19 protein-coding genes are annotated in these 24812 nt (G+C 58.9%); 12 read left to right on the top strand and 7 right to left on the bottom strand.

What is annotated here, in order from left to right; translation table 11 throughout:
* Position 1 precedes the first annotated feature (1 nt).
* The 10 genes from nuoL (at position 2) to dnaE (ending at position 16324) form a co-directional block, all read left to right on the top strand.
* Positions 2-1999, top strand: coding sequence for an NADH-quinone oxidoreductase subunit L (gene nuoL, locus FS804_RS03380; protein WP_144574708.1), 1998 nt, complete (start codon positions 2-4; stop codon positions 1997-1999).
* Complete coding sequence (locus tag FS804_RS03375) at positions 1999-3510, top strand: NADH-quinone oxidoreductase subunit M (protein ID WP_063951192.1); 1512 nt, start codon at positions 1999-2001, stop codon at positions 3508-3510. Before nuoL ends, FS804_RS03375 begins: the two co-directional genes overlap by 1 nt.
* An 18-nt stretch (positions 3511-3528) precedes the next feature.
* Positions 3529-4971, top strand: coding sequence for an NADH-quinone oxidoreductase subunit NuoN (nuoN, locus tag FS804_RS03370; RefSeq protein WP_144574705.1), 1443 nt, complete (start codon positions 3529-3531; stop codon positions 4969-4971).
* Between the two features lie 26 nt (positions 4972-4997).
* Complete coding sequence (locus tag FS804_RS03365; protein WP_063951191.1) at positions 4998-5738, top strand: biotin--[acetyl-CoA-carboxylase] ligase; 741 nt, start codon at positions 4998-5000, stop codon at positions 5736-5738.
* A 203-nt stretch (positions 5739-5941) separates the two neighbouring features.
* A complete protein-coding gene (locus FS804_RS03360; protein ID WP_144574702.1) occupies positions 5942-7609 on the top strand; it encodes a ribonuclease J in 1668 nt (555 codons plus the stop codon).
* A 310-nt stretch (positions 7610-7919) separates the two neighbouring features.
* On the top strand, positions 7920-8189 hold the full coding sequence (locus FS804_RS03355; protein ID WP_063951189.1) for a DUF1467 family protein: 270 nt from the start codon (positions 7920-7922) through the stop codon (positions 8187-8189).
* A 652-nt stretch (positions 8190-8841) separates the two neighbouring features.
* Positions 8842-10164, top strand: a complete 1323-nt coding sequence (proS, locus tag FS804_RS03350) for a proline--tRNA ligase (protein ID WP_144574699.1) — start codon at positions 8842-8844, stop codon at positions 10162-10164.
* A gap of 122 nt (positions 10165-10286) precedes the next feature.
* The gene (locus FS804_RS03345) at positions 10287-11594 is read left to right on the top strand and encodes a lipoprotein-releasing ABC transporter permease subunit (protein WP_144574696.1); all 1308 of its coding nucleotides are present in this window, start codon (positions 10287-10289) and stop codon (positions 11592-11594) included.
* Positions 11595-11609: 15 nt separating this feature from the next.
* Positions 11610-12293 (top strand): ABC transporter ATP-binding protein, encoded by a 684-nt coding sequence (locus FS804_RS03340; RefSeq protein WP_063951187.1) that lies wholly within the window; start codon positions 11610-11612, stop codon positions 12291-12293.
* A gap of 530 nt (positions 12294-12823) precedes the next feature.
* Positions 12824-16324, top strand: a complete 3501-nt coding sequence (gene dnaE, locus FS804_RS03330; protein ID WP_144574694.1) for a DNA polymerase III subunit alpha — start codon at positions 12824-12826, stop codon at positions 16322-16324.
* Between the two features lie 21 nt (positions 16325-16345).
* Here the strand turns inward: dnaE and FS804_RS03325 are convergent, their stop codons facing one another.
* From FS804_RS03325 to FS804_RS03315, 3 genes are all read right to left on the bottom strand, one after another.
* Positions 16346-17584, bottom strand: coding sequence for a L,D-transpeptidase family protein (locus tag FS804_RS03325; RefSeq protein WP_144574691.1), 1239 nt, complete (start codon positions 17582-17584; stop codon positions 16346-16348).
* Between the two features lie 155 nt (positions 17585-17739).
* The gene (locus FS804_RS03320; RefSeq protein WP_144574687.1) at positions 17740-19023 is read right to left on the bottom strand and encodes a DNA polymerase IV; all 1284 of its coding nucleotides are present in this window, start codon (positions 19021-19023) and stop codon (positions 17740-17742) included.
* A gap of 70 nt (positions 19024-19093) precedes the next feature.
* Positions 19094-19402 (bottom strand): DUF3572 domain-containing protein, encoded by a 309-nt coding sequence (locus tag FS804_RS03315; protein ID WP_144576312.1) that lies wholly within the window; start codon positions 19400-19402, stop codon positions 19094-19096.
* A gap of 130 nt (positions 19403-19532) precedes the next feature.
* Between FS804_RS03315 and FS804_RS03310 the strand changes: the two genes are divergently transcribed.
* Both FS804_RS03310 and FS804_RS03305 read left to right on the top strand, forming a co-directional pair.
* Entirely contained in the window at positions 19533-19904 is a 372-nt protein-coding gene (locus tag FS804_RS03310; protein WP_003496409.1) for a response regulator, read from the top strand.
* A gap of 18 nt (positions 19905-19922) precedes the next feature.
* A complete protein-coding gene (locus tag FS804_RS03305; protein WP_063951182.1) occupies positions 19923-21293 on the top strand; it encodes a PleD family two-component system response regulator in 1371 nt (456 codons plus the stop codon).
* A 930-nt stretch (positions 21294-22223) separates the two neighbouring features.
* Here FS804_RS03305 and rpmG read toward each other — a convergent pair.
* The 4 genes from rpmG to FS804_RS03285 all read right to left on the bottom strand — a co-directional run bounded on the left by rpmG (position 22224) and on the right by FS804_RS03285 (position 24797).
* The gene (gene rpmG, locus FS804_RS03300) at positions 22224-22391 is read right to left on the bottom strand and encodes a 50S ribosomal protein L33 (RefSeq protein ID WP_003496403.1); all 168 of its coding nucleotides are present in this window, start codon (positions 22389-22391) and stop codon (positions 22224-22226) included.
* Between the two features lie 89 nt (positions 22392-22480).
* A complete protein-coding gene (locus tag FS804_RS03295; RefSeq protein WP_172801657.1) occupies positions 22481-23647 on the bottom strand; it encodes an MFS transporter in 1167 nt (388 codons plus the stop codon).
* A gap of 17 nt (positions 23648-23664) precedes the next feature.
* Positions 23665-24333 carry an NUDIX domain-containing protein gene (locus FS804_RS03290; protein ID WP_371417808.1) on the bottom strand — a complete coding sequence of 223 codons (669 nt, stop codon included), beginning with the start codon at positions 24331-24333 and terminating at the stop codon, positions 23665-23667.
* A 20-nt stretch (positions 24334-24353) separates the two neighbouring features.
* Entirely contained in the window at positions 24354-24797 is a 444-nt protein-coding gene (locus FS804_RS03285; RefSeq protein ID WP_063951179.1) for a DUF983 domain-containing protein, read from the bottom strand.
* Between the last annotated feature and the right edge of the window lie 15 nt (positions 24798-24812).

Here is a 24812-nt window from a genome sequence, read left to right as displayed (position 1 = left end):
TATGATCTACAAGGCTATCGTCTTTCTTCCACTGATCGGCTTCCTGATCGCCGGCCTGTTCGGCCGGTCCATCGGCGCCAAGGCTTCGGAATATGTCACCACCGGTCTGATGATCGTGGTCGCCATCCTGTCGTGGATCGTGTTCTTCAACGTCGCGCTTGCCCATGGCGAGCCGGGCGAGGTGATCAAGGTCACCGTGCTGCGCTGGATCCAGTCCGGCGGCATCGATGTCGAATGGGCGTTCCGCATCGATACGCTGACGGCCGTCATGTTCGTCGTCGTCAACACCGTCTCGACCCTCGTGCACCTGTATTCGATCGGATACATGCACCACGATCCGCATCGTCCGCGCTTCTTTGCCTATCTGTCGCTCTTCACCTTCGCCATGCTGATGCTGGTGACCTCGGACAACCTGCTGCAGATGTTCTTCGGCTGGGAAGGCGTGGGTCTGGCGTCCTATCTTCTGATCGGCTTCTGGTTCAAGAAGCCGTCCGCATCGGCTGCCGCCATGAAGGCCTTCATCGTCAACCGCGTCGGTGACTTCGGCTTCATTCTCGGCATTGGTGGCGTGTTCGTGCTGTTCGGCTCGATCAATTTCGAAACGATCTTCGCGGCTGCGGCAACCTATCTGCCGGCCGAAGGCGCTGCCTCGACGGAAACCGTCATCAACCTGTTCGGCATGCATCTGGATAAGGCCAATGCGATGACAGGCGTCTGCCTGCTGCTCTTCATGGGCGCCATGGGTAAGTCGGCGCAGTTCCTGCTGCACACCTGGCTGCCGGACGCGATGGAAGGCCCGACACCGGTGTCTGCCCTCATTCACGCCGCAACCATGGTCACCGCCGGCGTCTTCCTCGTCGCCCGCATGTCGCCGCTGTTCGAACTGTCGCATGATGCGCTCACCGTCGTAACGCTGATCGGCGCGATCACCGCTTTCTTCGCGGCAACCGTCGGCCTCGTACAGAACGACATCAAGCGCGTTATCGCCTATTCGACCTGCTCGCAGCTCGGTTACATGTTCGTGGCGCTTGGCGTCGGTGCTTATGGTGCCGCTGTGTTCCACCTCTTCACGCACGCCTTCTTCAAGGCTCTCCTGTTCTTGTGCGCCGGCTCGGTCATCCATGCCGTCGATGGCGAGCAGGACATGCGTTACATGGGCGGTCTGCGCAAGCATATCCCCATCACCTTCTGGACGATGACTGTCGGCACGCTGGCACTGACCGGCGTCGGTATTCCGGGCACGATGATCGGTTTTGCCGGCTTCTTCTCCAAGGACGTCATCATCGAATCCGCTTATGCCTCGCATTCGGTTCTGTCCGGTTTCGCCTTCACGCTGCTGGTTATCGCCGCGCTGTTCACCAGCTTCTACTCCTGGCGTCTGGCCTTCATGACCTTCTTCGGCAAGCCGCGCGCTTCCGCCGACGTCATGCACCATGTGCATGAATCGCCGATGGTCATGCTGATCCCGCTCTTCATCCTCACCGTTGGTGCGATCTTCGCCGGTGTCGCCTTCGAAGGTTATTTCTTCGGCCACGAATATGCCGAATTCTGGAAGGGCGCTCTCTTTACGCTCCCGGAAAACGAGATCCTCGAAGAGTTCCACCACGTTCCGCTGTGGGTGAAGTGGAGCCCGTTCGTCGCTATGGCGCTTGGTTTCGTGACCGCATGGTACATGTACATCAAGTCGCCGGAGACGCCGAAGCGTCTGGCCGAGACCCATCGTGGTCTCTACCAGTTCCTTCTCAACAAGTGGTATTTCGACGAACTCTATGACTTCCTCTTCGTTCGTTCCGCAAAGGCGCTCGGCCGCTTCCTGTGGAAGAAGGGCGACGTCGCCGTCATCGACCACTATGGACCGAACGGCATTGCAGCGCGTGTGGTTGACGTGACCAACCGCATGGTCCGTCTGCAATCCGGTTACCTCTATCACTATGCCTTTGCGATGCTGATCGGCATCGCGGCGCTTGTCACCTGGATGATGCTCGGGAGTGCCCTCTGATGACCGATTGGCCCATTCTTTCAACGGTCACCTTTCTGCCGCTCGTCGGCGTGGTGCTCCTGCTTCTGACGAATGAGAACGGCCCCTATGGTCGCCGCAACATTCTCAACGTCTCGCTGCTGACGACGGTCTTCACCTTCATCGTGTCGCTGTTCATCTGGATAGGTTTCGACAATTCGAACCCCGGCTTCCAGATGGTCGAGAAGCATCAGTGGTTCGGTAACATCGCCGCCTATCATCTTGGCGTCGACGGCATCTCCATGCTGTTCGTTATCCTCACCACTTTCCTCATGCCGTTCTGCGTGCTGGCAAGCTGGGATTCGATCGAAAAGCGCATCAAGGAATACATGATCGCCTTCCTGCTGCTGGAAGTCGTCATGATCGGCGTTTTCGTGGCGCTGGATACGGTTCTCTTCTACGTCTTCTTCGAAGCGACGCTGATTCCGATGTTCATCATCATCGGTGTCTGGGGCGGCAAGGATCGCGTTTACGCGTCCTACAAGTTCTTCCTCTACACGCTGCTCGGCTCGGTTCTGACCATGCTCGCCATCATGGCCATGTATTGGCAGGCCGGCACGACCGATATGACGGAACTGCTGAAATACGGCTTCCCGGCTGGCATGCAGACCTGGCTGTGGCTTGCTTGTTTCGCCGCCTTCTCGGTCAAAATGCCGATGTGGCCGGTGCACACCTGGCTGCCGGATGCCCACGTTCAGGCCCCGACCGCAGGTTCGGTCATTCTGGCTGGCGTCATGCTGAAGCTCGGCGGTTACGGTTTCATCCGCTTCTCGCTGTCGATGTTCCCCTTAGCGTCGGATTATTTCGCACCCTTCGTCTTCACGCTGTCGGTTCTCGCCATCATCTACACCTCGCTGGTGGCGATGATGCAGGACGACATCAAGAAGCTGATCGCCTATTCCTCCGTTGCTCACATGGGTTACGTCACCATGGGCATCTTCGCCGCCAACGTTCAGGGCGTGCAGGGCGCAATCTTCCAGATGCTGTCGCACGGTATCGTGTCGGGCGCGCTCTTCCTCTGCGTCGGCGTCGTTTACGACCGTCTCCATACCCGCGAAATCGCGGCCTATGGCGGCCTCGTCAACAACATGCCGAAATATGCCGTGGCCTTCATGATCTTCACCATGGCCAATGTCGGTCTGCCCGGCACCTCCGGCTTCATCGGTGAATTCCTCACGCTCATCGGTGTCTTCCGCGCCAACACGCTGGTCGCACTCTTTGCCGCCACCGGCGTCATCCTCTCGGCCGCCTATGCGCTGTGGCTTTACCGCCGCGTGATCTTCGGCGCGCTTGAGAAGGAAAGCCTGAAGAGCCTGCTCGATCTGTCGACCCGCGAGAAGGTCATCCTTTATCCGCTGGTCGTGCTGACGATCTTCTTCGGTGTCTATCCGGCACCGGTGTTCGATGCGACAGCCGCATCGGTCGATCTTCTGGTAAACAACTATTCGGCTGCACTGCAGGCGGCGCAAAATGTTGCGCTCTCTATGAATTGACGACAGGACCCGTTGGACATGACCGCTGAAATCCTTTTTGCCAGTCTGCACATTGCGACGCCCGAGCTGATCCTTGCGGTCGGCGCGCTGGCGCTGCTCATGATTGGCGTCTTCTCGGGCGACAAGTCGACAACGACGGTCACCGGCCTTGCCGTTGCCCTCCTGCTCGTCGTCGGTCTCTGGATCATCTTTACCCCCGCATCGGGCGTGGCTTTCGGCGGTGTCTACATCGCCGATGCCTTCGGTAACTTCATGAAGGTGCTGGCGCTGATCGGCTCCATCACCGCCATGATCCTTGCCGTCGGCCAAGGGCGCTTCGAGCCGATCGGCCGTTTCGAATATCCGGTGCTGCTGGTTCTCGCGACGCTTGGCATCCTGCTGATGATCTCGGCCAATAACCTGATCTCGCTCTACATGGCGCTGGAACTGCAGTCGTTGGCGCTCTACGTCGTCTGCGCCATCAACCGCGAAAGCCTGCGCTCCACGGAAGCCGGCCTGAAGTATTTCGTTCTCGGCGCACTGTCCTCGGGCATGCTGCTTTACGGCATGTCGTTGGTCTACGGTTTCACCGGGAATACCGGCTTTACCGAAATCGCCCAGGTACTGGCCTCGGAAACCCGTTCGCTCGGCCTCGTTTTCGGTCTGGTTTTCGTGCTGGCCGGTCTTGCGTTCAAGATTTCCGCCGTTCCGTTCCACATGTGGACGCCGGACGTTTATGAAGGCGCTCCGACCCCGGTCACGGCCTTCCTCTCGGCCGCGCCGAAGATCGGCGCCATGGCGATCCTCGTTCGCATTGTCATCGAAGCGTTCCAGCCCGTCTTCGCCGACTGGCAGCAGATCGTCGTCTTCATCTCCATCGCGTCCATGCTGCTTGGTTCGTTTGCCGCAATCGGCCAGAAGAACATCAAGCGCCTGATGGCCTATTCCTCCATCGGTCATATGGGTTATGCGCTGGTCGGCCTTGCTGCTGGCACGCAGGCGGGTGTTGCTGGCGTTATCCTGTACATGGCCGTCTACATGGTCATGACTCTTGGCACCTTCGCCTGCATCCTCGCCATGCGCCGCAAGGAAATCGGCAATGTCGAGAATGTCGAAGATCTCGCCGGTCTTTCGTCTTCCAATCCCTTCATGGCGGTTGTGCTGACGATTCTGATGTTCTCGCTCGCTGGCATTCCGCCGCTCGCCGGCTTCTTCGGCAAGTACTACGTGTTCCTCGCCGCCATCGAAGCGAAGCTTTATCCGCTCGCCATCATCGGTGTGATCGGCTCGGTTGTCGGCGCTTACTATTACATCCGCGTCGTCAAGGTCATGTGGTTCGATGAAGCCAAGGACAAGTTCGAGCGTCCGTCGGGCGAATTGAAGGTGGTTTACGCGCTTTCGGCTCTCTTTACCGTCGCCTTCATCGTCTTCGGCGGTGCGCTTGGCAACGCGGTTACTGCTGCGGCAAAGACCTTCTTTTGAGCAGTACACGAAGGCATACGGGCCGGATGTCCATCGATGATATCAGGCACGAGGCGATGTCGGAAACGCCATCGACCAATCTGGAATGTTTCGCCCGGGCACGGGCGGGGGATGGCGGCAACCTGTGGGTTACCGCCGTCCGCCAGACCGGCGGCCGGGGCCGCCGAGGCCGGCCCTGGGTCTCAGAGCCCGGCAATCTCTACGCTTCTCTTCTTCTGATCGATCCCGCGCCGATGGAGCGCATCGGCTCTCTGCCGCTCGCTTTTGCGCTGGCGGTTTATCGCGCCATTCGCGCGGTGCTGCCGCCGGGCGGCGAAGCGCTTGAAATCAAATGGCCGAACGATGTGCTGATCGGCCGCCGCAAGACCTGCGGCATTTTGATGGAAGCGGAGCTTTTGCCTGACGGGCGGCGCGCCATCGTCATCGGCATTGGTATCAATATCGCCCATAAGCCCGACAATCCGCTTTATCCCGTCACGATGCTATCGGAACATGGTGCATCCTGCTCGCCCGAGGAACTGTTCGCCCATCTCTTCCGTGAGACGACCGAGGTTCTGCGCGAATGGGACGAGGGCAGGGGCGTATCCGGCATCATCGCCAGCTGGCGGGCAGCGGCCTGCGGCATTGGCGAACATATCACCGTCAATTTCCCTGATCGTTCGATCGGTGGGCGTTTTGTCGGAATTGATGATAATGGTTATCTGCTGCTGGATGTGGACGAGGGCGCAAGACGCTCCATCGCCGCCGGCGACGTCTTTTTCGGATGAGGCGAACGGTGCGGGAAAAAAATCCGCGCCGAACCCTATCCCAGAGGTTGGAGCTTTCCTGCGGCTCATGAAATGCAGGGCGACAAACCGGCTCCGCATCGGCCCGGTCGATCAGATAGTTCAACAGGTCCGATGCTGATAGCAGCGGCATGGCGCGGCGTGATGCCGTCCGGCGCGCGTTTTGTGAATGGATAAGAAAAACAATGGCTCAACAGGACGAACTGGTTTTTGTGCCGCTTGGCGGCGTGGGTGAAATCGGGATGAATCTGGCGCTTTACGGCTACGGGCCGGCGAGCAAGCGCGAATGGATCATGGTCGATTGCGGGGTGACCTTCGCCGGCTTGGATTTGCCGGGCGTCGATCTGGTCCTGCCCGATATCAGCTATATCGAGGCGCAGAAGAAAAACCTCAAGGGCATCATCATCACCCACGCCCACGAGGACCACTATGGTGCGCTGAACGATCTCTGGCCCGGCCTTAATGTGCCGGTCTATGCCTCGGCCTTCACCGCCGGCATGCTGGAGGCGAAGCGCGCTTATGAAGGCACCCGCGCCGAAATTCCGATCACACCGTTCAAGGCGGGCGACCGCATCAATGTCGGCCCCTTCGAAATTGAAGCCGTTGGCGTCAACCACTCCATTCCCGAGCCGATGTCACTGGTCATCCGCACGCCGCTCGGCAATGTCATCCACACCGGTGACTGGAAGATCGACGAAGCGCCGTCACTTGGGCCGTTGACGGATGAAGCCCGGTTCCGCGCCATCGGTGAAGAGGGCGTTCTGGCACTGATGTGCGACAGCACCAACTCCGTGCGCGACGGCGTGTCGCCTTCCGAGCATGAGGTTTCGGAAGGCCTGCGCCAGATCATCGAAAATGCCGAGGGACGCGTGGCCGTTACCACCTTCTCCTCCAATGTCGGGCGCATCCGCTCGATCGCGCAGGCGGCTGAGGCTGCCGGTCGTGAAGTGCTGCTGCTCGGCTCGTCTCTGAAGCGTGTCGTCAACGTTTCGCAGGATCTCGGCATCATGGGAGGCATCAAGCCGTTCCTCGCTGAAGATGAATTCGGCTATATTCCGCGTGATCGCGTGGTGCTAATCCTGACCGGCTCGCAGGGCGAACCGCGTGCAGCGCTCGCCAAGCTTTCCCGGGATGAGATGCGCAATGTGGCGCTCGCGTCCGGTGATACGGTGGTGTTCTCGTCACGCGCCATCCCAGGCAACGAAAAGGCGATCATTGATATCAAGAACGGTTTGATCGAACAGGGCGTGCACATCGTCACCGACAATGAGGCGCTGGTACACGTCTCTGGCCATCCGCGCCGTAACGAGCTTCTGAAGATGTATGAATGGACAAAGCCGCAGATCGTCGTGCCCGTCCACGGCGAAGCGGCGCATCTGGTGGCGCAGAAGGAACTGGCCGAGCAGGCTGGCATTTCCCAGGTGCCGAAGGTGCGCAACGGCAACGTTCTGCGCCTCGCACCCGGTCCTGCCGAAGTGATCGATGACGTGCCACACGGCCGCGTCTTCAAGGACGGCAATCTCATCGGTGACATGGACGAGATGGGCATCAGCAACCGCCGCAAGCTCTCCTTTGCGGGCCATGTCTCGGTGAATGTCGTTCTGGACAGCCGCTATGACTTCCTCGGCGATCCCGATGTCGTGCCTTTCGGCCTGCCGGAATTCGATGACGAGGATGAGGCGATGGAGGACACGCTTTATGACGCTGTGCTCGGCGCCGTCGAAAGCATTCCGCGCGCCCGCCGCAAAGATCTGGAATTGCTGCGCGAAGCCGTGCGCCGCGCGGTGCGCGCCGCCGCCAACCAGAGTTGGGGCAAGAAGCCGATCGTGACGGTTTTTGTGACGAAGGTGTAAGCCGGGAAGCAGGAGCTTTCGGGCGATAGTATTATCCGCTCTCCGTCACCCCGGATTAGATCCGGGTCCAGCGCGATCAAGTCCTTGATCGCGTAAAGACTCGTCTCACGGCGCAGACGCGCCGTAGCTGGATGCCGGATCAAGTCCGGCATGACGGAGGAAAGGTCCTCCGCCTTCGTGAGCGACCTCACGGTACCTGCTCAAAGCGCGGTTCTGGTCGTCCTTCCGAGGCTTTTTGCGCTTCTTGCAGAGAAGTGATTCCGGTTTGCGGATGAATGCGATACAAGGGCGCATTGTGCAGGAGGATCACATGCCGCTTCTTTCGCTCTTCGCCGTTTATTTCATCGTCTGGTGGACGGTGCTTTTCATCGTCTTGCCGATTGGTCTGCGCACCCAGGACGATGACGGCGACGTGGCGCTGGGCACGGTTGCCAGCGCCCCATCCAGCTTCAGGGGCGGACGGATCGTCTTGTGGACGACCCTCATTTCGGCCGTGATCTGCGGGATCTGGTACGGTGGAAGCTGGTGGTTCGGCGTGAGCCTCGATGACCTGCCGAGAATTATCCCCGTTTTTGATTGAATGTCGCGGCCGCCACGCGGGTCATCTTGGTGCGTGACCTCTCTCTGCTAGCGAATGAGAGTGCCTGTTAAGGAGGCAACTCGGCGCGGATCTCTCGTGCAAAGCGTCACACGGATGTCACATGTATCGTGCACACACCATCCAAGGTGGTGCATCGACGGTCGGCATTCGCGCAAATGAATGAGCTCAAGAGCGAAACTGGGTTCGAAGCAAAAAAAAACAAGGCCTTTCAGCCTTGTTTTCCAGTTTTCGCGTGATCTGTAACCGTTACCGGGGCAGCGAACGAGCGCGCCTAAGATCTAATCCTCCCAAGACTGACCGCGAAATGACAAGAATTTAAACTTCCTGCCTCTTTTGTAAGCTAAAGCTAGCTCAAAGCCCCATGCTTGTCATCTTATTTTTTGCATATTTGTTACAGTCGGCAAAAAATTCCCTGTGGTGCATTATGTCGCACCCAAGCAAGAATAATATTCCGGCCAAAGCGTTTTGACGAGAATTAGCTATCGCGAAAATACCTTGAAATCGCCTTTATCGCTCTTTTCATGGCGGGTTTTCATCCGGGCCGGAAACGGCTATATCCGGCGCCAATATCCCTCTATTCGGGGCGATTCCCGCGCTTCACGCGCGGTCGTCCGCATCAATGGAAGCCGTCATGCGTCTTAGCCGTTATTTCCTGCCCATCCTGAAGGAAAACCCCAAGGAAGCCGAGATTGTGTCTCACCGCCTCATGCTGCGTGCCGGCATGATCCGGCAGCAATCGGCTGGCATCTATTCCTGGCTGCCACTCGGCAAACGCGTGCTCGATAAGGTCAACAAGATCATCCGCGAGGAGCAGAACCGCTCCGGCGCCATCGAGCTCTTGATGCCCACCCTGCAGTCGGCAGAGCTGTGGCAGGAAAGCGGCCGTTATGACGATTACGGCAAGGAAATGCTGCGCATCAAGGACCGCCAGGATCGCCAGATGCTCTATGGCCCCACCAACGAGGAGATGATCACCGACATCTTCCGTTCGTACGTGAAGTCCTACAAGAACCTGCCGCTGAACCTCTACCATATTCAGCTGAAGTTCCGCGACGAGGTGCGTCCTCGCTTCGGCACCATGCGCTCGCGCGAATTCCTGATGAAGGACGCTTATTCCTTCGACCTTACGAAGGAAGACGCGATCCATTCCTACAACAAGATGTTCGTGGCGTACCTGCGCACATTCGAACGGCTTGGTCTGCGCGCCATTCCCATGCGCGCCGATACCGGCCCGATCGGCGGCAATCACAGCCACGAGTTCATCATTCTGGCCGACACCGGCGAATCCGAGGTCTTCTGCCACAAGAGCTTCCTGGACCGCGCCATTCCCGCTGAAAGCACTGACTTCGACGATGTCGAAGCATTGCAGGGCGTGTTCGACGAATGGACGGCTGATTACGCCGCCACCTCTGAAATGCATGACGAAGCCGCCTATGACGCGATTCCTGAGGGCGAACGCCTTTCGGCACGCGGCATTGAGGTCGGCCACATCTTCTATTTTGGCACGAAATATTCCGAGCCGATGGGCGCAAAAGTGCAGGGCAAGGACGGAAAAGAACACCCTGTCCACATGGGTTCCTACGGCATCGGACCGACACGCCTTGTTCCCGCCATCATTGAAGCATCGCATGACGAGGACGGAATCATCTGGCCGGCTTCGGTCGCTCCTTTCGACGTCGTGATCATCAACATGAAGGCTGGAGACGCGGCCTGCGATGCAGCTTGCGAAAAGCTGTATTACCAGCTCTCCAACGCCGGCAAGGATGTTCTCTACGACGATACGGACGACCGTGCGGGCCAGAAATTCGCCACGGCCGATCTGATTGGCGTGCCGCTGCAGATCATCGTCGGCCCGCGTTCGGTCGCGAATGGCGAAGTCGAAGTGAAGGATCGCAAGACCGGCGAGCGGGAAACCGTCACCGTCGAGGCGGCAATGAACAGGGTGCTGGCCTGAGCGCAAGCGCTAGCCGGAGCGGACCAGTTGATGGTCGCTCCGCTTTTGCATCGCCGATGCCAAGGAAATACAGGGCGGGTTTTGGAAAAGCCGGCCTTGCAGTTTGAAATCAGGGAGACGACATGGCACAAGCCGAGGCTGAAAAGGGTGCGGCTGTTTCCGCCGGGGTAAAGACCGCCCGGCCGTTTTCCGCTTTTGAACGGATGGTGGCCTGGCGCTACCTGCGGTCACGGCGCAAGGAAGCCTTCATTTCCGTCATTGCCGGTTTCTCCTTTGTCGGCATTATGCTGGGCGTAGCGACGCTCATCATCGTCATGGCCGTCATGAACGGTTTCCGCACGGAGCTGATCTCCCGCATTCTCGGCATCAACGGCCACATGATCGTGCAGCCGATCGATCAGCCTTTCAATAATTATGACGAGTTGGCGAAGAAGTTCGCCGCCGTTCCCGGCGTCACCATGGCCTTGCCGCTGGTGGAGGGACAGACGCTCGCCTCCGGCCGCGGCGGTGCGGGCTCCGGCGCTCTGGTCCGCGGTGTGCGCCAGGAGGATATCGACAAGGTCAAGGAGGTCGCCACCAACATCAAGACCGGCGATCTCGTTGGCTTCATGGCAGGTGACGGCGTCCTCGTCGGTTCCAGGCTTGCATCGCAATTGGGTGTCACGGCTGGCGACGATATCACCCTCATATCACCGGAAGGTGACGTGACCCCGATGGGGGTTAATCCGCGCGTCAAATCCTACAAGATCTCCGGTGTCTTCGAGATCGGCATGTCCGAATACGACGCCTCGATGATCTATATGCCGCTCTCGGAGGCGCAGCTTTATTTCAACGCTGACGGAGTCGTGCAGTCCATCGAGCTCTATGTCAGCCGCCCGGATGACGTTGACGGCATCCGCCCGCTGGTGGAACAGGCGGCTGAAAGGCAGGTCTACATCACCGACTGGCGGCAGCGGAACCAGACCTTTTTCTCCGCCCTGCAGGTGGAGCGGAACGTGATGTTCATGATCCTGACGCTCATCGTCCTGGTCGCGGCGCTCAACATCATTTCCGGCCTGATCATGCTGGTAAAGGACAAGGGCAGTGATGTCGCCATTCTACGCACCATGGGCGCAAGCTCAGGTGCCGTGATGCGCATCTTTTTCATGACAGGAGCGGCGATCGGCACGGTCGGTACCTTCGCTGGCGTGGCGCTTGGTGTCCTCGTGTGTCTCAATGTCGAATCCATCCGGCAGTTCTTCTCCTGGATTTCGGGCACGGTGCTGTTTGATCCGCAGCTCTATTTCCTCAGCCAGCTTCCGGCCGAAATGGATATTAGTGAGACCATCACGGTCGTCATCATGGCTCTGACGCTCTCTTTCCTGGCAACGATCTTCCCGGCCTGGCGTGCTTCCAAGCTCGATCCGGTTCAGGCCCTGCGTTACGAATAAGGACCGCTTCGCAATATGGCAAAAAAAACAGTGCTGCGGCTTACCGGTGTCGAAAGAACCTATGGTCAGGGCGAGACATCGCTTTCCATCCTGCGCAAGGCGGATTTCCAGTTAAAGAGCGGTGAGATGGTGGCGTTGGTCGCCCCCTCCGGCACCGGAAAATCGACTTTGCTGCATCTCGCCGGGCTTCTCGAACATCCAGACGCCGGCGAAGTTTATATCAACGACGCGCCGTGTAACGGCCTGCCGGATGAGACGCGCACGGCGATCCGCCGCAGTGACATCGGCTTCGTTTATCAGTTCCACCATCTCCTGCCAGAGTTTTCAGCAGTTGAGAACGTGATGATGCCGCAGCTCATTGCTGGCCTCACGCAGGCAGAGGCCCGCAAGCGCGCGAGTGCGTTGCTGGATTACATGCGGGTAGGACACCGCGGAGAACACCGGCCGGCCGAGCTTTCCGGCGGTGAACAGCAGCGTGTCGCCATTGCCCGCGCGGTCGCCAACGCGCCCCTCCTGCTTCTGGCTGATGAACCGACCGGCAATCTCGATCCGGAAACGGCATCCTATGTCTTCGACGCGCTGGAGGCGCTGGTGCGACAGTCGGGCCTCGCCGCACTCATCGCCACCCATAATCACGAGCTTGCCGGCCGTATGGACCGGCGTGTGACGCTCGCCGAAGGAAAGATCGTCGACTTCTGACCCTGACCGGCAGGGCAGCATCTGTCTCTCAGCATTCCGAACGCAATGGCGGACCGTCATCTGGGCGCCGAGACAATGCCATAGCAAACCGCTGGGTTGCTGGCCTGGGTGATGTCGGCGTCGCGATGCAAGGATAAGCGTCCTTACTACATGATTTTTTTTGAACCCGGAGGTTTTGCCCCCTCCGGGTTTTTTGCTTTGGAGTCAGCGACTTGTTTGGCTGCTCGCGGGAACCCGCGGCGATTCTCCTGCATTGGCAAGAGGAACATCGACAGAACCCTGTTGACAAACGAACAGAATGAGAACAAAGTTAGAACATAACGAGTAAGGAGAGACCAATGACTGATTTCATCCGTGACGTTGCCGCTTTCACCTCCATCGCTGTCTTCGTTGCCAGCTTTTCGGTGATCCTCACCGCCCTGTGAAGAAGACACCGGCGCAGAAGCCTGTATGGACACCGCAAGGCGGTGGACATTGAGCGCCGGAAATCGGAAAATCGCCCCCGTGATTCAGAATGACAGGATGATGATATGGGCGATATGGTTGTGCATGGAGAGAGCTCTGGCGACACCGTGAACACTCCCGGTTTCGTCCACCTTCGGGTGCACTCCGCTTATTCCCTTCTTGAGGGGGCTTTGCCGCTCAAGAAAATAATGGCCAAGGCCGTCGCAGACGGTCAACCGGCCATTGCCATCACTGATACCAATAACCTTTTTGTGGCGCTGGAATTTTCCGAAAAGGCCCGCGACGAGGGATTGCAGCCGATCATTGGCTGCCAGCTGTCCATCGACATGCAGGATGCGGCGGATGACCGCCGCAGCCATAATAGCCATCTGCAGAAACTTCCCGCTATCGTCCTCCTCGCCGCCAATGCGGAAGGATACGAGCGTCTGGTCGATCTCGTCAGTCGCGCTTATCTCGACGGCGAGGGCAGTGGTCACGCCGTGCATATAACCCGCGCGTGGCTGGAAGGAGCTTCCAATGCGGGGCTCATTGCACTGACCGGCGCATCCGGCGGGCCAGTTGATATGGCACTGAAGGACGGCCACGCCGCGCAGGCCAGAGAGAGGCTTCTGGCGCTGAAGTCACTCTTCGGTGACGGCCTCTATATCGAGTTGCAGCGCCAGTCGGGTTACGATCGTTCGCACGAGCGGCGCATGATCGGCCTTGCCTATGAGCACGATATTCCGCTGGTTGCGACCAACGAAGCCTTCTTTCCGTCGAAGGCCGATTATGAGGCGCATGATGCGCTGATGGCCGTCGCGCACAATGCTATCGTCTCGGACGACAGCCGCTTCCGGCTGACGCCTGATCACTACCTCAAGAGCCGTGCGGAGATGACGGCGCTGTTTGCCGATCTCCCCGAGGCGCTCGACAACACCGTCGAGATCGCGCTGCGCTGCTCTTACGTACTGAAAAAACGTGGGCCCATCCTGCCGCGTTTCACCGGCGCCAGCGATGATCCGGAGGCGGCCGAGCGCGCCGAGACCGAGGAACTGCGCCGTCAGGCCGTGGAGGGGTTGAATCAGCGCCTTTCTGCCCTCGGCATGGCGCCCGGTTACACGGAACAGGAGTATCGCGACCGCCTCGATTTCGAACTCGGCGTCATCTCGCGCATGAAGTTCCCGGGTTACTTCCTCATCGTTGCAGACTTCATCAAATGGGCGAAACAGCACGATATTCCGGTTGGGCCGGGCCGTGGTTCGGGTGCGGGTTCGCTTGTCGCTTATGCGCTGACGATCACCGACGTCGACCCGTTGCGGTTCTCGCTACTCTTCGAGCGCTTCCTCAATCCCGAACGCGTATCGATGCCCGACTTTGATATCGACTTCTGTCAGGATCGCCGCGAAGAGGTCATACGCTACGTGCAGGCAAAATATGGCCGTGAGCAAGTGGCGCAGATCATCACGTTCGGTTCGCTGCAGGCTCGCGCTGCGCTACGCGATGTCGGCCGCGTGCTGGAAATGCCCTATGGGCAGGTGGACAAGATCTGCAAGCTCGTGCCCAACAATCCGGCCAACCCGACGCCGCTGTCCAAAGCGATTGAGGAAGAGCCACGCCTGCAGGAAGAGGCGGACAAGGAACCGGTGGTCGCCCGCTTGCTGGATATCGCCCAGAAGATCGAAGGGCTTTACCGGCACGCCTCCACCCATGCCGCCGGTATCGTCATTGGTGACCGCCCGCTGTCGAAGCTTGTACCAATGTATCGCGATCCGCGATCCGATATGCCGGTCACGCAGTTCAACATGAAGTGGGTGGAAAGCGCTGGCCTCGTCAAATTCGACTTTCTCGGCCTGAAGACGCTGACGGTCCTGAAAGTCGCCGTCGATTTCGTCGCCAAGCGCGGGATCAAGGTCGATCTTGCGGCAATCCCGCTTGAGGACGTCAAAACCTACGAGATGTTGTCGCGCGGCGAAACCATCGGCGTGTTCCAGGTGGAAAGCGCCGGCATGCGCAAGGCGCTGATCGGCATGCGGCCTGACTGCATCGAGGACATCATCGCGCTGGTGGCGCTCTATCGTCCGGGCCCGATGGAGAACATCCCGGTCTACAACGCGCGCAAGCACGGCGAGGAGGAGCTGGAATCAATCCACCCGACCATCGACCATCTGCTCAAGGAAACGCAGGGCGTTATCGTCTATCAGGAACAGGTGATGCAGATCGCCCAGGTTCTGTCGGGTTATTCGCTTGGGGAAGCCGATCTTCTGCGCCGCGCCATGGGCAAGAAGATCAAGGAGGAAATGGACAAGCAGCGCGAGCGCTTCGTGGACGGTGCGATCAAGAACGGCGTTTCGAAGCCGCAGGCCGACACGATCTTCGATCTTCTCGCGAAATTCGCCAATTACGGCTTCAACAAGAGCCATGCCGCGGCCTACGCCATCGTCTCCTACCAGACCGCCTACATGAAGGCGCATTACCCGGTGGAGTTCCTGGCGGCCTCTATGACGCTCGACATGGCCAACACGGAAAAGCTCAACGATTTCCGTCAGGACGCGGGGCGTCTCGGCATCGAGATCGTCGCACCGTCGGTGCAGACCTCTTTCCGTCAATTCGAGACGGGTGAGAACCGCATCTATTATTCGCTTGCGGCCATCAAGGGTGTGGGCGAGGGCGCGGTAGAGCACATCGTCCAGGTCCGCGGCGACAAGCCATTTACGAGCCTCGAGGATTTCTGCCTGCGCATCGATCCGAAGCAGATCAACCGGCGTGTACTGGAAAGCCTCATCAATGCCGGCGCTTTCGATTGTTTCGGCCGCGACCGTGCAGAATTGATCGGCGGGTTGGACCGGATCATCGGTTATGCGCAGATGGCGCAGAACAACCGCACCATTGGCCAGTCGGACATGTTCGGCTCCGGTGCCGGCAATGGGCCGGAAAAGCTGGTTCTGCCGGCTTTTCAGCCATGGCTCGCCTCGGAAAAGCTGCTGCGCGAATATCAGGTTCTCGGTTTTTACCTGACCGCCCATCCGCTCGATACTTACCGCCCGATTTTGGAGAAGTTGCGAGTGCAGAACTTCGCCGATTTTTCGGCCGCGGTAAAACAGGGCGCGACGGCCGGGCGCCTCGCCGGGACCGTCACCGGCAAGCAGGAGCGCAAAACCCGCACCGGCAACAAGATGGGTATCGTCACCTTCTCGGATGCTTCAGGACAATATGAGGCCGTGCTGTTTTCCGAGGGGCTCGGCCAGTTCCGCGATCTGCTTGAGGTCGGCAAGTCTCTTGTCATCACCGTGCAGGCGGAAGAGCGCCCGGAAGGCATTGGTCTGCGTATTCAGACGGCGCAGTCGCTGGAAGAAAAATCCGTGCAGATGCAGAAGGCGCTGCGTGTCTATGTCCGCGATTCCGGTCCGCTGAAAACGGTGGCGCGCCACCTCAACACCAAGGGTGACGGCTCCGTCTATTTCATCGTCATCAAGGATGAAGGGAGCCGGGAGATCGAGGTGGAGCTGACGGAGAAGTACCGCATCTCACCTGAGATCGCCGCGGCGCTCAGGTCTGCACCGGGAGTGGTCGATGTGGAGCTGGTGTGAGGCACACAGCTCACACAGTGCTCACACTGGCCCTTCTTTTGTGACGGTGATGAAGTCCGTACCGGTCCCTGTCTCCAGCTGGTGACTGATATCGGAGACGGTGATGGAGCTACCGCTCGAAAGCTCCTGCTCGATCCGATTGCGGACATCTGCGGGTATATCGACGCGGCTCAGCACGGCGCTTAACTGATCAAAACCACCGGGGGCTTCGGTCTTCGTGATCCCGAGCCGCTTTTGGGCGGCGGCGGGCAAGTGGTTTTCCAGCGTGACGCCATTCCATTCCGCAGTTCCGGCCGCTCGATCCACGGAGACGGCTTCGAAGAAATGGGTTCCGAGCGCGACTTCTGGGTCCTTGATGTCGATGGCGGCTTCGAATAGCGGCTTGAAATCCTGCCGCACCATGATCTGGCCAGTCGGCGGATGGTCTTCACCGGCGGAGGCGTATAGCGCCGTCACGAAGGCATCGGTCAAAAGCGGGCCGGTTGTTTTGAGACCCTTCCAGCGCTTGAAGCCGTTGATGGCGCTGATTGTCATCTCTCCCGCGTAACCATCCGCCGTGCCGGCGTCGAAGCCGAGACGCGTCAGCACTGTTTGAATATCCATCACCTTTTCCCGCTCCCCACGCCGGGTGATGAGAATGCGCAGCGGCGAGGGGTCTTTCACCTTCGCTGTTGGCTTGAGAGACTGGGTTTTTTCATTAACGGCCACTTCGACTGCGCCCAAGGCCGCATCGAAAGTCGCTGGACGCAACTCGACATCCGAGAGCAGCAGCTTCCCGTCATCGGTATCGTCACGCGGAACAAACAGAGCCGGATGCTGGACGAAGCGCAGCGACACCGGACGGTCGGTGATGATGACATGAACCCCGGTGCGTGTATCACCGAATAGTGACTTGGCGAACTTGGATGGCAACCGCACGCAGCCGTGCGAGGCGGCGTAGTTCGGCACTTTGCCTTCATGCAGTGCAATGCCGGACCAGGTCAGCCGTTGCATGAACGGCATGGGCGCAGCCGAGTAGATATTCGATTCGTGATATTTCCGCTTTTCCAGAATGGAGAAGATGCCGCTCGGCGTCTCATGCCCGGGCTTGCCGGTGGAGACTTTCGAGGTGGCGATGATCTCACCGTTTTCGTAGAGCGCCAGTGATTGATCGCTCTTGGAAACGAGGATCTGCAACGACCGGCTGTCGGCGGCAAGCGCCGGAAACGCAAGAATGCTGGCTGACAGCATGCCAGCCAAGAGACGAAGGCGAAAGGACATGACGCAATACACCACATGCACAAAACTTGCTTCATTCAACCACGGGAAGTTTAATGAAGCTTAAGGACCGGGAGTTTTGGACATCACTAATTTGTGTAAAATCTGAAATATCCACAGCAAGACGTGCGCGGCAGCGTGATGCAACGCTGCAACCGCTATTTGCGGTGTCCAAACGTATAGCCCGTCTCGACGCTGCCCTTGCCGAACTTGTCGCGCAGCTTGTCCATCGCCGCTTCTGCCGCAGCCCGGCGTTCCGCCTGTTTGTCGACGAGATCAGGCGGATCGGCAAGCGCTGCGTCGCGCAGGTCGCTGACGCCAATGCCGATCAGCCGGAATTTCGTGCCGTCGGTTTCTTTTTCGAGCAGCGAGAGACCGGTGCGGAAAATCCGGTCGGCAAGCTGCGTCGGGTCATCCAGTCGGCGATTGCGGGTGCGCAGCCTGAAGTCCGCCGTTTTCATCTTCAGCACCACCGTATGGCCGGAAATACCGCTCTTCTTCAGCCGCCAGGCAACCTTCTCCGAAAGCGAGCGCAGGATTGGGACGAGATCCTCGTGGCGCGAAATGTCGTTGAAAAAAGTGGTTTCCGATGACACGCTTTTGGCCGGATCATTGTCATGCACATGCCGTTCGTCGATGCCGCGGGAGAGCCGGAACAGGCGCTGCCCCATCCCGCCATAACGGCGCATCAGCTCGCTTTCCTCCATTTCCTGCAATTGCGAGATCATGCGAATGCCGTCTGCTTCCAGCGTCGCCGCAAAGGCCTTGCCCACGCCCCAGATCGTCGTGACGGGGCGCGTCGCCAGAAAAGTAAGCGCCTCGGCTTCGCCGATAACGGAAAAGCCGCGTGGCTTTTGCAGGTCGGACGCCACCTTGGCGAGAAATTTGCAATAGGAAAGCCCTGCCGAAACCGTGACCCCGACCTCCTTTTCGACCCTCCGGGCGAATTTCGCCAGAACACGTGCCGGGGGATCGTGATGCAGCTTCTCGGTGCCGGAAAGATCGAGAAAAGCCTCGTCGATGGAGATCGGCTGCACCAGCGGCGTCAACTCCTGCATCATCGCCCGGATTTGCCGCCCGACGCGGCTGTATTTTTCCATATCAGGCTTGATGACGACGGCGTCAGGACAGGCTTCCAGCGCCTTGAACATGGGCATCGCGGAACGTACGCCGTGTATTCGGGCAATATAGCAGGCGGTCGACACCACGCCGCGCTTGCCGCCGCCGATGATCAATGGTTTGTCTGCCAGCTCCGGATTGTCGCGTTTTTCGACGGATGCATAAAACGCGTCGCAGTCGATATGGGCGATACTCAGATCATACAGCTCGGAATGGTAGAGAAGGCGCGGGCTGCCGCATGCGCGGCAACGCCTGACCCCTTCTGGCTGGCCGGCCAGACAGTCACGGCAAAAACCGGGATCATAGTGCTGCGACGTGGACATGAACCGAAAACAAAACCAGAACGTCCCCGACCATACTCCGGCCGTGACAGCGGCTCAAGAGGCCGCCATCTTAATACACGCCTGAATCCAGTCCAGGCCCGGAAAAGTGATGCCAGGCGGCGGCCACCGTTTCGGGTGACGTATTGGTCGCCGCGCAGAATGCCATCAGGTCCGGTTCGTGGCTCATCAGGAAATCGGTGAGACCAGCCAGAAAGCCGGGATCGGTCACTGCCTGGCGCAGCATGTTGGCCTGCAGCCCGCTCAGCGCCAGAAAACGTCCCAGCATATCAGGCTCATTTGCCAGCCAGCCAAGTATGGCGGCGGCTGTTTCTTGCGGATCCTGGGCGGCAGTGCCCTTGTTTTTTGTATCGCGCAGCATTTCTTCCCCGAAGTTACCTTTTTTGAAACCAAATCCCTCTAGCTTTGCGCAACGAATGGACGATGGAATCGGCATCTTGGCAACTTATATGTCTGGATGAAGGTTTCAAAGGGAAACGGGGACTTCTCACATGCCCAAGCAGGTCATGATAGTCGAAGACAACGAGCTGAACATGAAGCTCTTTCGCGACCTGATCGAGGCGTCCGGTTACACGACGATCCAGACGCGTAACGGCATGGAAGCGCTCGATCTCGCCCGCAAGCATCGCCCTGACCTCATCCTCATGGATATTCAGCTTCCGGAAGTCTCCGGGCTGGAAGTGACAAAATGGCTGAAGGAGGACGACGAGCTGCACGTCATCCCGGTTATTGCCGTCACGGCCTTTGCCATGAAGGGTGATGAGGAGCGTATCCGCCAGGGCGGATGTGAGGCCTATGTATCGAAGCCGATTTCCGTTCCGAAATTCATCGAGATCATCAAGACCTATCTGGGCGACGCGTAAGGCGACTGGGGAACGGGAATGACAGCGAGAGTTCTGGTTGTTGACGATATTCCGGCCAATGTGAAGCTTCTGGAAGCCCGTCTTGTGGCGGAATATTTCGACGTTATCACGGCCGAGGATGGATTCAAGGCTCTGGCCATCTGTGACGACGAGCAGGTGGACATCATCCTCCTCGATATCATGATGCCGGGCATGGACGGATTCGAGGTTTGTGAGAAGCTGAAGAGCAATCCGAAGACGGCGCATATCCCCGTTGTGATGGTCACTGCGCTGGATCAGCCCTCGGACCGCGTGCGCGGTCTGAAAGCTGGAGCCGACGATTTCCTGACCAAGCCGGTCAATGACCTGCAGCTTATCGCCCGCGTCAAAAGCCTCGTGCGTCTGAAAGCCGTCAGTGACGAATTGCGGCTGCGCGCCGAGACCGCACGCCAGATCGGCATCGAGGAGATGCTGCGCAGCGATGGCTTGATGCAGACGCCGGGGCGCGTGCTGGTGGCGGATGGCCGCGCCAGCTCGCAGGAGCGGATCGTCCGGGCACTGAAGCCGATCGCCGACGTCGATGCCGTCACGGAGCCACAATCGGCGCTGCTGAAGGCCGCGAGCAATCCATTCGAGCTGGTCATCGTCAATTCCAATTTTGAGGATTACGATCCGCTGCGGCTGTGCTCGCAGCTACGTTCGCTGGAGCGCACCCGCTTCCTGCCATTGCTTCTGGTGGCGGAGCAGGGGGCGGATGACATGGTGGCGCGGGCGCTCGATCTTGGCGTCAATGATTACATCCTCCGGCCGATCGATCCGAATGAACTCGTCGCCCGCACGCTGACGCAGATCAGGCGCAAACGGTACAACGAGCATCTGCGGTTGAACCTTCAGCACACGATGGAGCTCGCCATCGTTGACGCGCTGACCGGGCTCAACAATCGTCGCTATCTCGACAATCACCTGAAGATCCTGTTCGATCGCGCCGCCGTTCGCGGCCGCCCCATCTCCATCTGCATGACGGATATAGACCGCTTCAAGCTGGTCAACGACACCTATGGCCATGATGTCGGTGACGAGGTCCTGCGAGAATTCGCCACCCGCATCCGCAGCACGGTGCGAGGTGCGGATCTCGCCTGCCGATACGGCGGAGAGGAATTCGTCGTCGTCATGCCCGATACGCCAATGGAGCTCGCTGCAAGTGTTGCAGAGCGCCTGCGGTCGATCGTGGAGGACAAGCCTTTTTACGTCCGTTCGATAGACCGGCAGCTGAGTATCACCGCGTCGCTCGGCATCGCGACGAGCAGTGGTGCCTTCGGCACGCCGGACGAAATACTGAAGCAGGCAGACAGGGCGCTTTACGAGGCAAAGCACACCGGACGCAACCGGGTTGTCGCAGCAGCTGCCTGAGCCGGCTACGCGCATGCCGTCATCACTCTTGCGCTATTCTTCGTCATGTCCGACGGAAGCGCGGGCCCGACGGGAGAATGCCGGGGTGTGATGCCGCAAGTCTTTGAGTTCGGATGTATTTTATCATTTCACAATGAAAAGATGTAATGAGTCGATGTAAATATAGTAAAAGTTGAGAAATGCGTTGAATTCTGCCGTTTCACGAACTATAGTGTACCAGATTTGTAAACTTAACCATGTCTACCTGGTCCCGTACTTTAGCCTAAGATTTTGTTGATTTTTATTTTACTTCTGCGCAAACTCATTGTTGAGAATAACAGTTCTTCCCAGCGGTTTATCCGTTTCATGATGATGAATGATGGCGGCTAACCGTCGCGATTTCGCTTGTCAGGGGCTGGTATTGCGTAGTTTGAATGCCCCATGATGCTCAGGTCCGCCGCATCTCCTGAATCGTGGGGTCGGTCGGCTGGCGATGTTCGAATCGGTTCCTCGTGCCGTAATCGCATCGTTGGTCGACCGCCTTGTTTCTGAAAATTGGCCTGTCGTAACGCTGCTCGCCCTCGGGTGCGAGCGGCGTTTTCTTTGCTTTGCTGCAACGCGGGTTTGAGCCTGTTGGCGAACGTGGTCTTCCTGCCCGTCGCGTCGCATTTACCGAACGTGACATCGTTAGCACGCGTCGCGGGAAGGCTGTGACGCCACTTCAGCCCTTGCCTGGTTGCCCGGCCGTGCCTGTTGCAGGCGGGGCCTCTGCATGACGATCGCTGCTTGCGATCGGGCGTCGCGTCCAGGGAGGTTCTGGAAGCGGCTTTTTGCACCTTCTTTCAAACGAGGGAAGGGCGGCGAAGCCGGCGACCTGATCGAATGCCGGGAAGCCACAAACAAAAAACGCGCCCGTGGGGCGCGCTATTTGCCGGAGAACCGATCAAGAAATTACTTGATCTTGGTTTCCTTGAATTCAACGTGCTTGCGTACAACCGGGTCGTACTTCGTCTTCGTCATCTTGTCCGTGAACGTACGGCTGTTCTTGGTGGTGACGTAGAAGGTACCGGTGTCGGCTGTCGACAGCAGCTTGATCTTGATTGTTGTAGCTTTCGCCATGGTCGTCCTGCCTTTAAACAAAAGAGAAGCCGCAGGCTCTTGTGACCTCGGCTAAATCTGGCGCGAAACTACGTATCGCGCCCGAAAAGTCAAGCCTGTTTTGCCCGGAAAACAAAACGGACGATATAAAGCACCACGTAAAGCCCGAAAAATGCGGCCAGAGACCAGGCGAAACCATCGGTGCCGGCGAGGTCCATCGAAATACCGACGGCCTGCGGTCCTGCAATCGTGCCGACGGCATAACAGAAGATGAAGGCAGCGTTGGCGGCAACGAGGTCGGCACCCGTCAGGCGCGAGCCGAGATGGGTCAGTCCAACCGTGTACATGCCGGACACGAGACCACCCCAGAACAGGAGAAGCGCAGCCACGAGCAGCCAGCTGTCAACAAGGAAAGGCAACGCCAGAGTGCCACAGACGCCCGCAAGGGCCATGAGCCCGAGCATGGTGCGCCTGTCCTTCATCCGGTCTGAAAGAAGGCCAATCGGGATCTGGAACACCATGTTGCCTATCCCCATCACGGTAAGCAGGAGTGCCGCCTGTGATTCGTTGAAGCCCTCTCGGGTGGCATAGATCGGAAAGAGCGACAGACCGCCCGCCTGTACCGACCCGAAGACAAAGGCCGCCGCGGATGCCATGGGCACCAGCCAGACATACCGCACGAAATGATGGTTCGGCCGCTCATCGAGCTCCGGGCTTTCGCCTCGGGCCATGAAGATCGGGATGGCTGCCAGAAGAATGATCGCCGCGCCAACGAGGAAGGGCAGGATGCCTTCGCTGCCAACCGCGGAAAACAGCAATGGACCCACCGCAAAACCGACGGCGAGGCCTGTGGCGTAGATGCCGAGAACCATGCCGCGTTTGCGCGGCGGCGCGGACATGTTGATCCAGTATTCCGACAGGATGAAGAGCGTCGTGGTCGCACCGTGGAACACGATTCGCAGTGGAAACCACATCCAGAAGGCGTCGGCGAAATAGAAGCCGAGAGCACTGAGTGCCGAAATGACGACGGCGAACAGCATGGTGCGCGCGACGCCGAAATCATGGGCGATCTTGGTGGTGACCGGCGCCGCCATCATTGCCGCGACGCCCGCCATGGCCGAGTTCACCCCGATCATGGTGGAGGAGATACCGCGCTTCTCAAGGATGATGGAGAGCAGCGGCAGGCCGAGACCAATGGCGACACCCACCGCACTGATGGCGGAGATGGCGGCAATCAATGAGGGCCAGTGAATGGCGTCCGCTTCTTCGCATTTCATATCTGACATGACGGCCTTTATACAAAGTCTCGAATGAAGCGGCCGTGGCGCGTGACATAGAGCCGCGCGGGGCTTTCAAATGGTAGTGAGGGATCACCTATCATGAGTTTTGTGACATCTTCGAGAACCGTGCGCGTAATTTGGGGCATGTTCAGACCGGAAAGGTCTGCCGTGTCAAGCCACTGCACGTTGGCGAGTTCATCGGAATCGCGGGCACCTCTCACATCGAGCTGCAATTTATCCGCGTAACAGCAGAAGAATCGCGTGTCATAGCGCCGCACATTGCCGGGCGGGGTGATGGCGCGGGCCACATATCGGAAATGGGAGAGATCGGGTCCGCCTGCAGCAAAACCCAGGTCCATACCGGTTTCCTCCAAAAGCTCACGCGCAGCCGCAAGTGCTAGCGCTCTGGCGCCGGCGGAGGTCAGAGGCCGGGACGCAGAGAGCGTCAGGCGCTGAAGAACGGCAGGGTGGAGATCGCCGGAAAAGGGAAGCGCATGGTCGCGAGTGTCGCGCTTACCGCCCGGAAAGACATAAGCCCCCGGCATGAAGACGTGAGCCTTGCTCCGTTGGCCCATGAGGACCCTCGGCCTTGGTCCGGCACGATCGAACAGGATGATGGACGCCGCATCGCGCGGCCGCATCGGAGGATGAGCGGCTTTTTTACCCACCGGATGCTGAAGCATCTGCAAGGTCTCTCGCTCGATCAGTGGGAAGAGCCGTCTATCTGCACTTTCGGCTTCCGTCGGTCGAATCCATGCATGCGCAGCGCCCATTGCAGGCCGATGACACCGCCCTTGATGGGTTGCAACGTCAGAAGTGCTGCCAGAATGGTGATCGGCACCCAGATGGCGAAATGCGCCCACATGGGTATATTGAGGACCAGGTCGGTCATCATGAAGCCGCCGACCGCGATGTGGCCGATGATGACGATGGAGATATAGGGTGGAAGGTCGTCCGAGCGGTGATGGTGCATTTCTTCGCCGCAGGACGCGCAGGCATCGACCGGCTTCAGCCATGCGCGAAACAGGCGGCCGCTGCCACAGGCCGGGCAACGGTTGGCCATGCCGCGCATGATGGATCGGCCAAGTGGCCGTTCGGCGCTATCGTCTCCGAAGGTAACGGTCTCCGAGCCCTGATGTGCACTCATCCTTAAGTCCTTCCC

It is taken from the genome of Agrobacterium sp. DE0009 (assembly GCF_007680755.1).
Lineage (GTDB): Bacteria > Pseudomonadota > Alphaproteobacteria > Rhizobiales > Rhizobiaceae > Agrobacterium > Agrobacterium tumefaciens_B.
The sequence above is the reverse complement of the archived record's forward strand: the minus strand, read 5'-3'. Positions and strand labels throughout refer to the sequence as shown.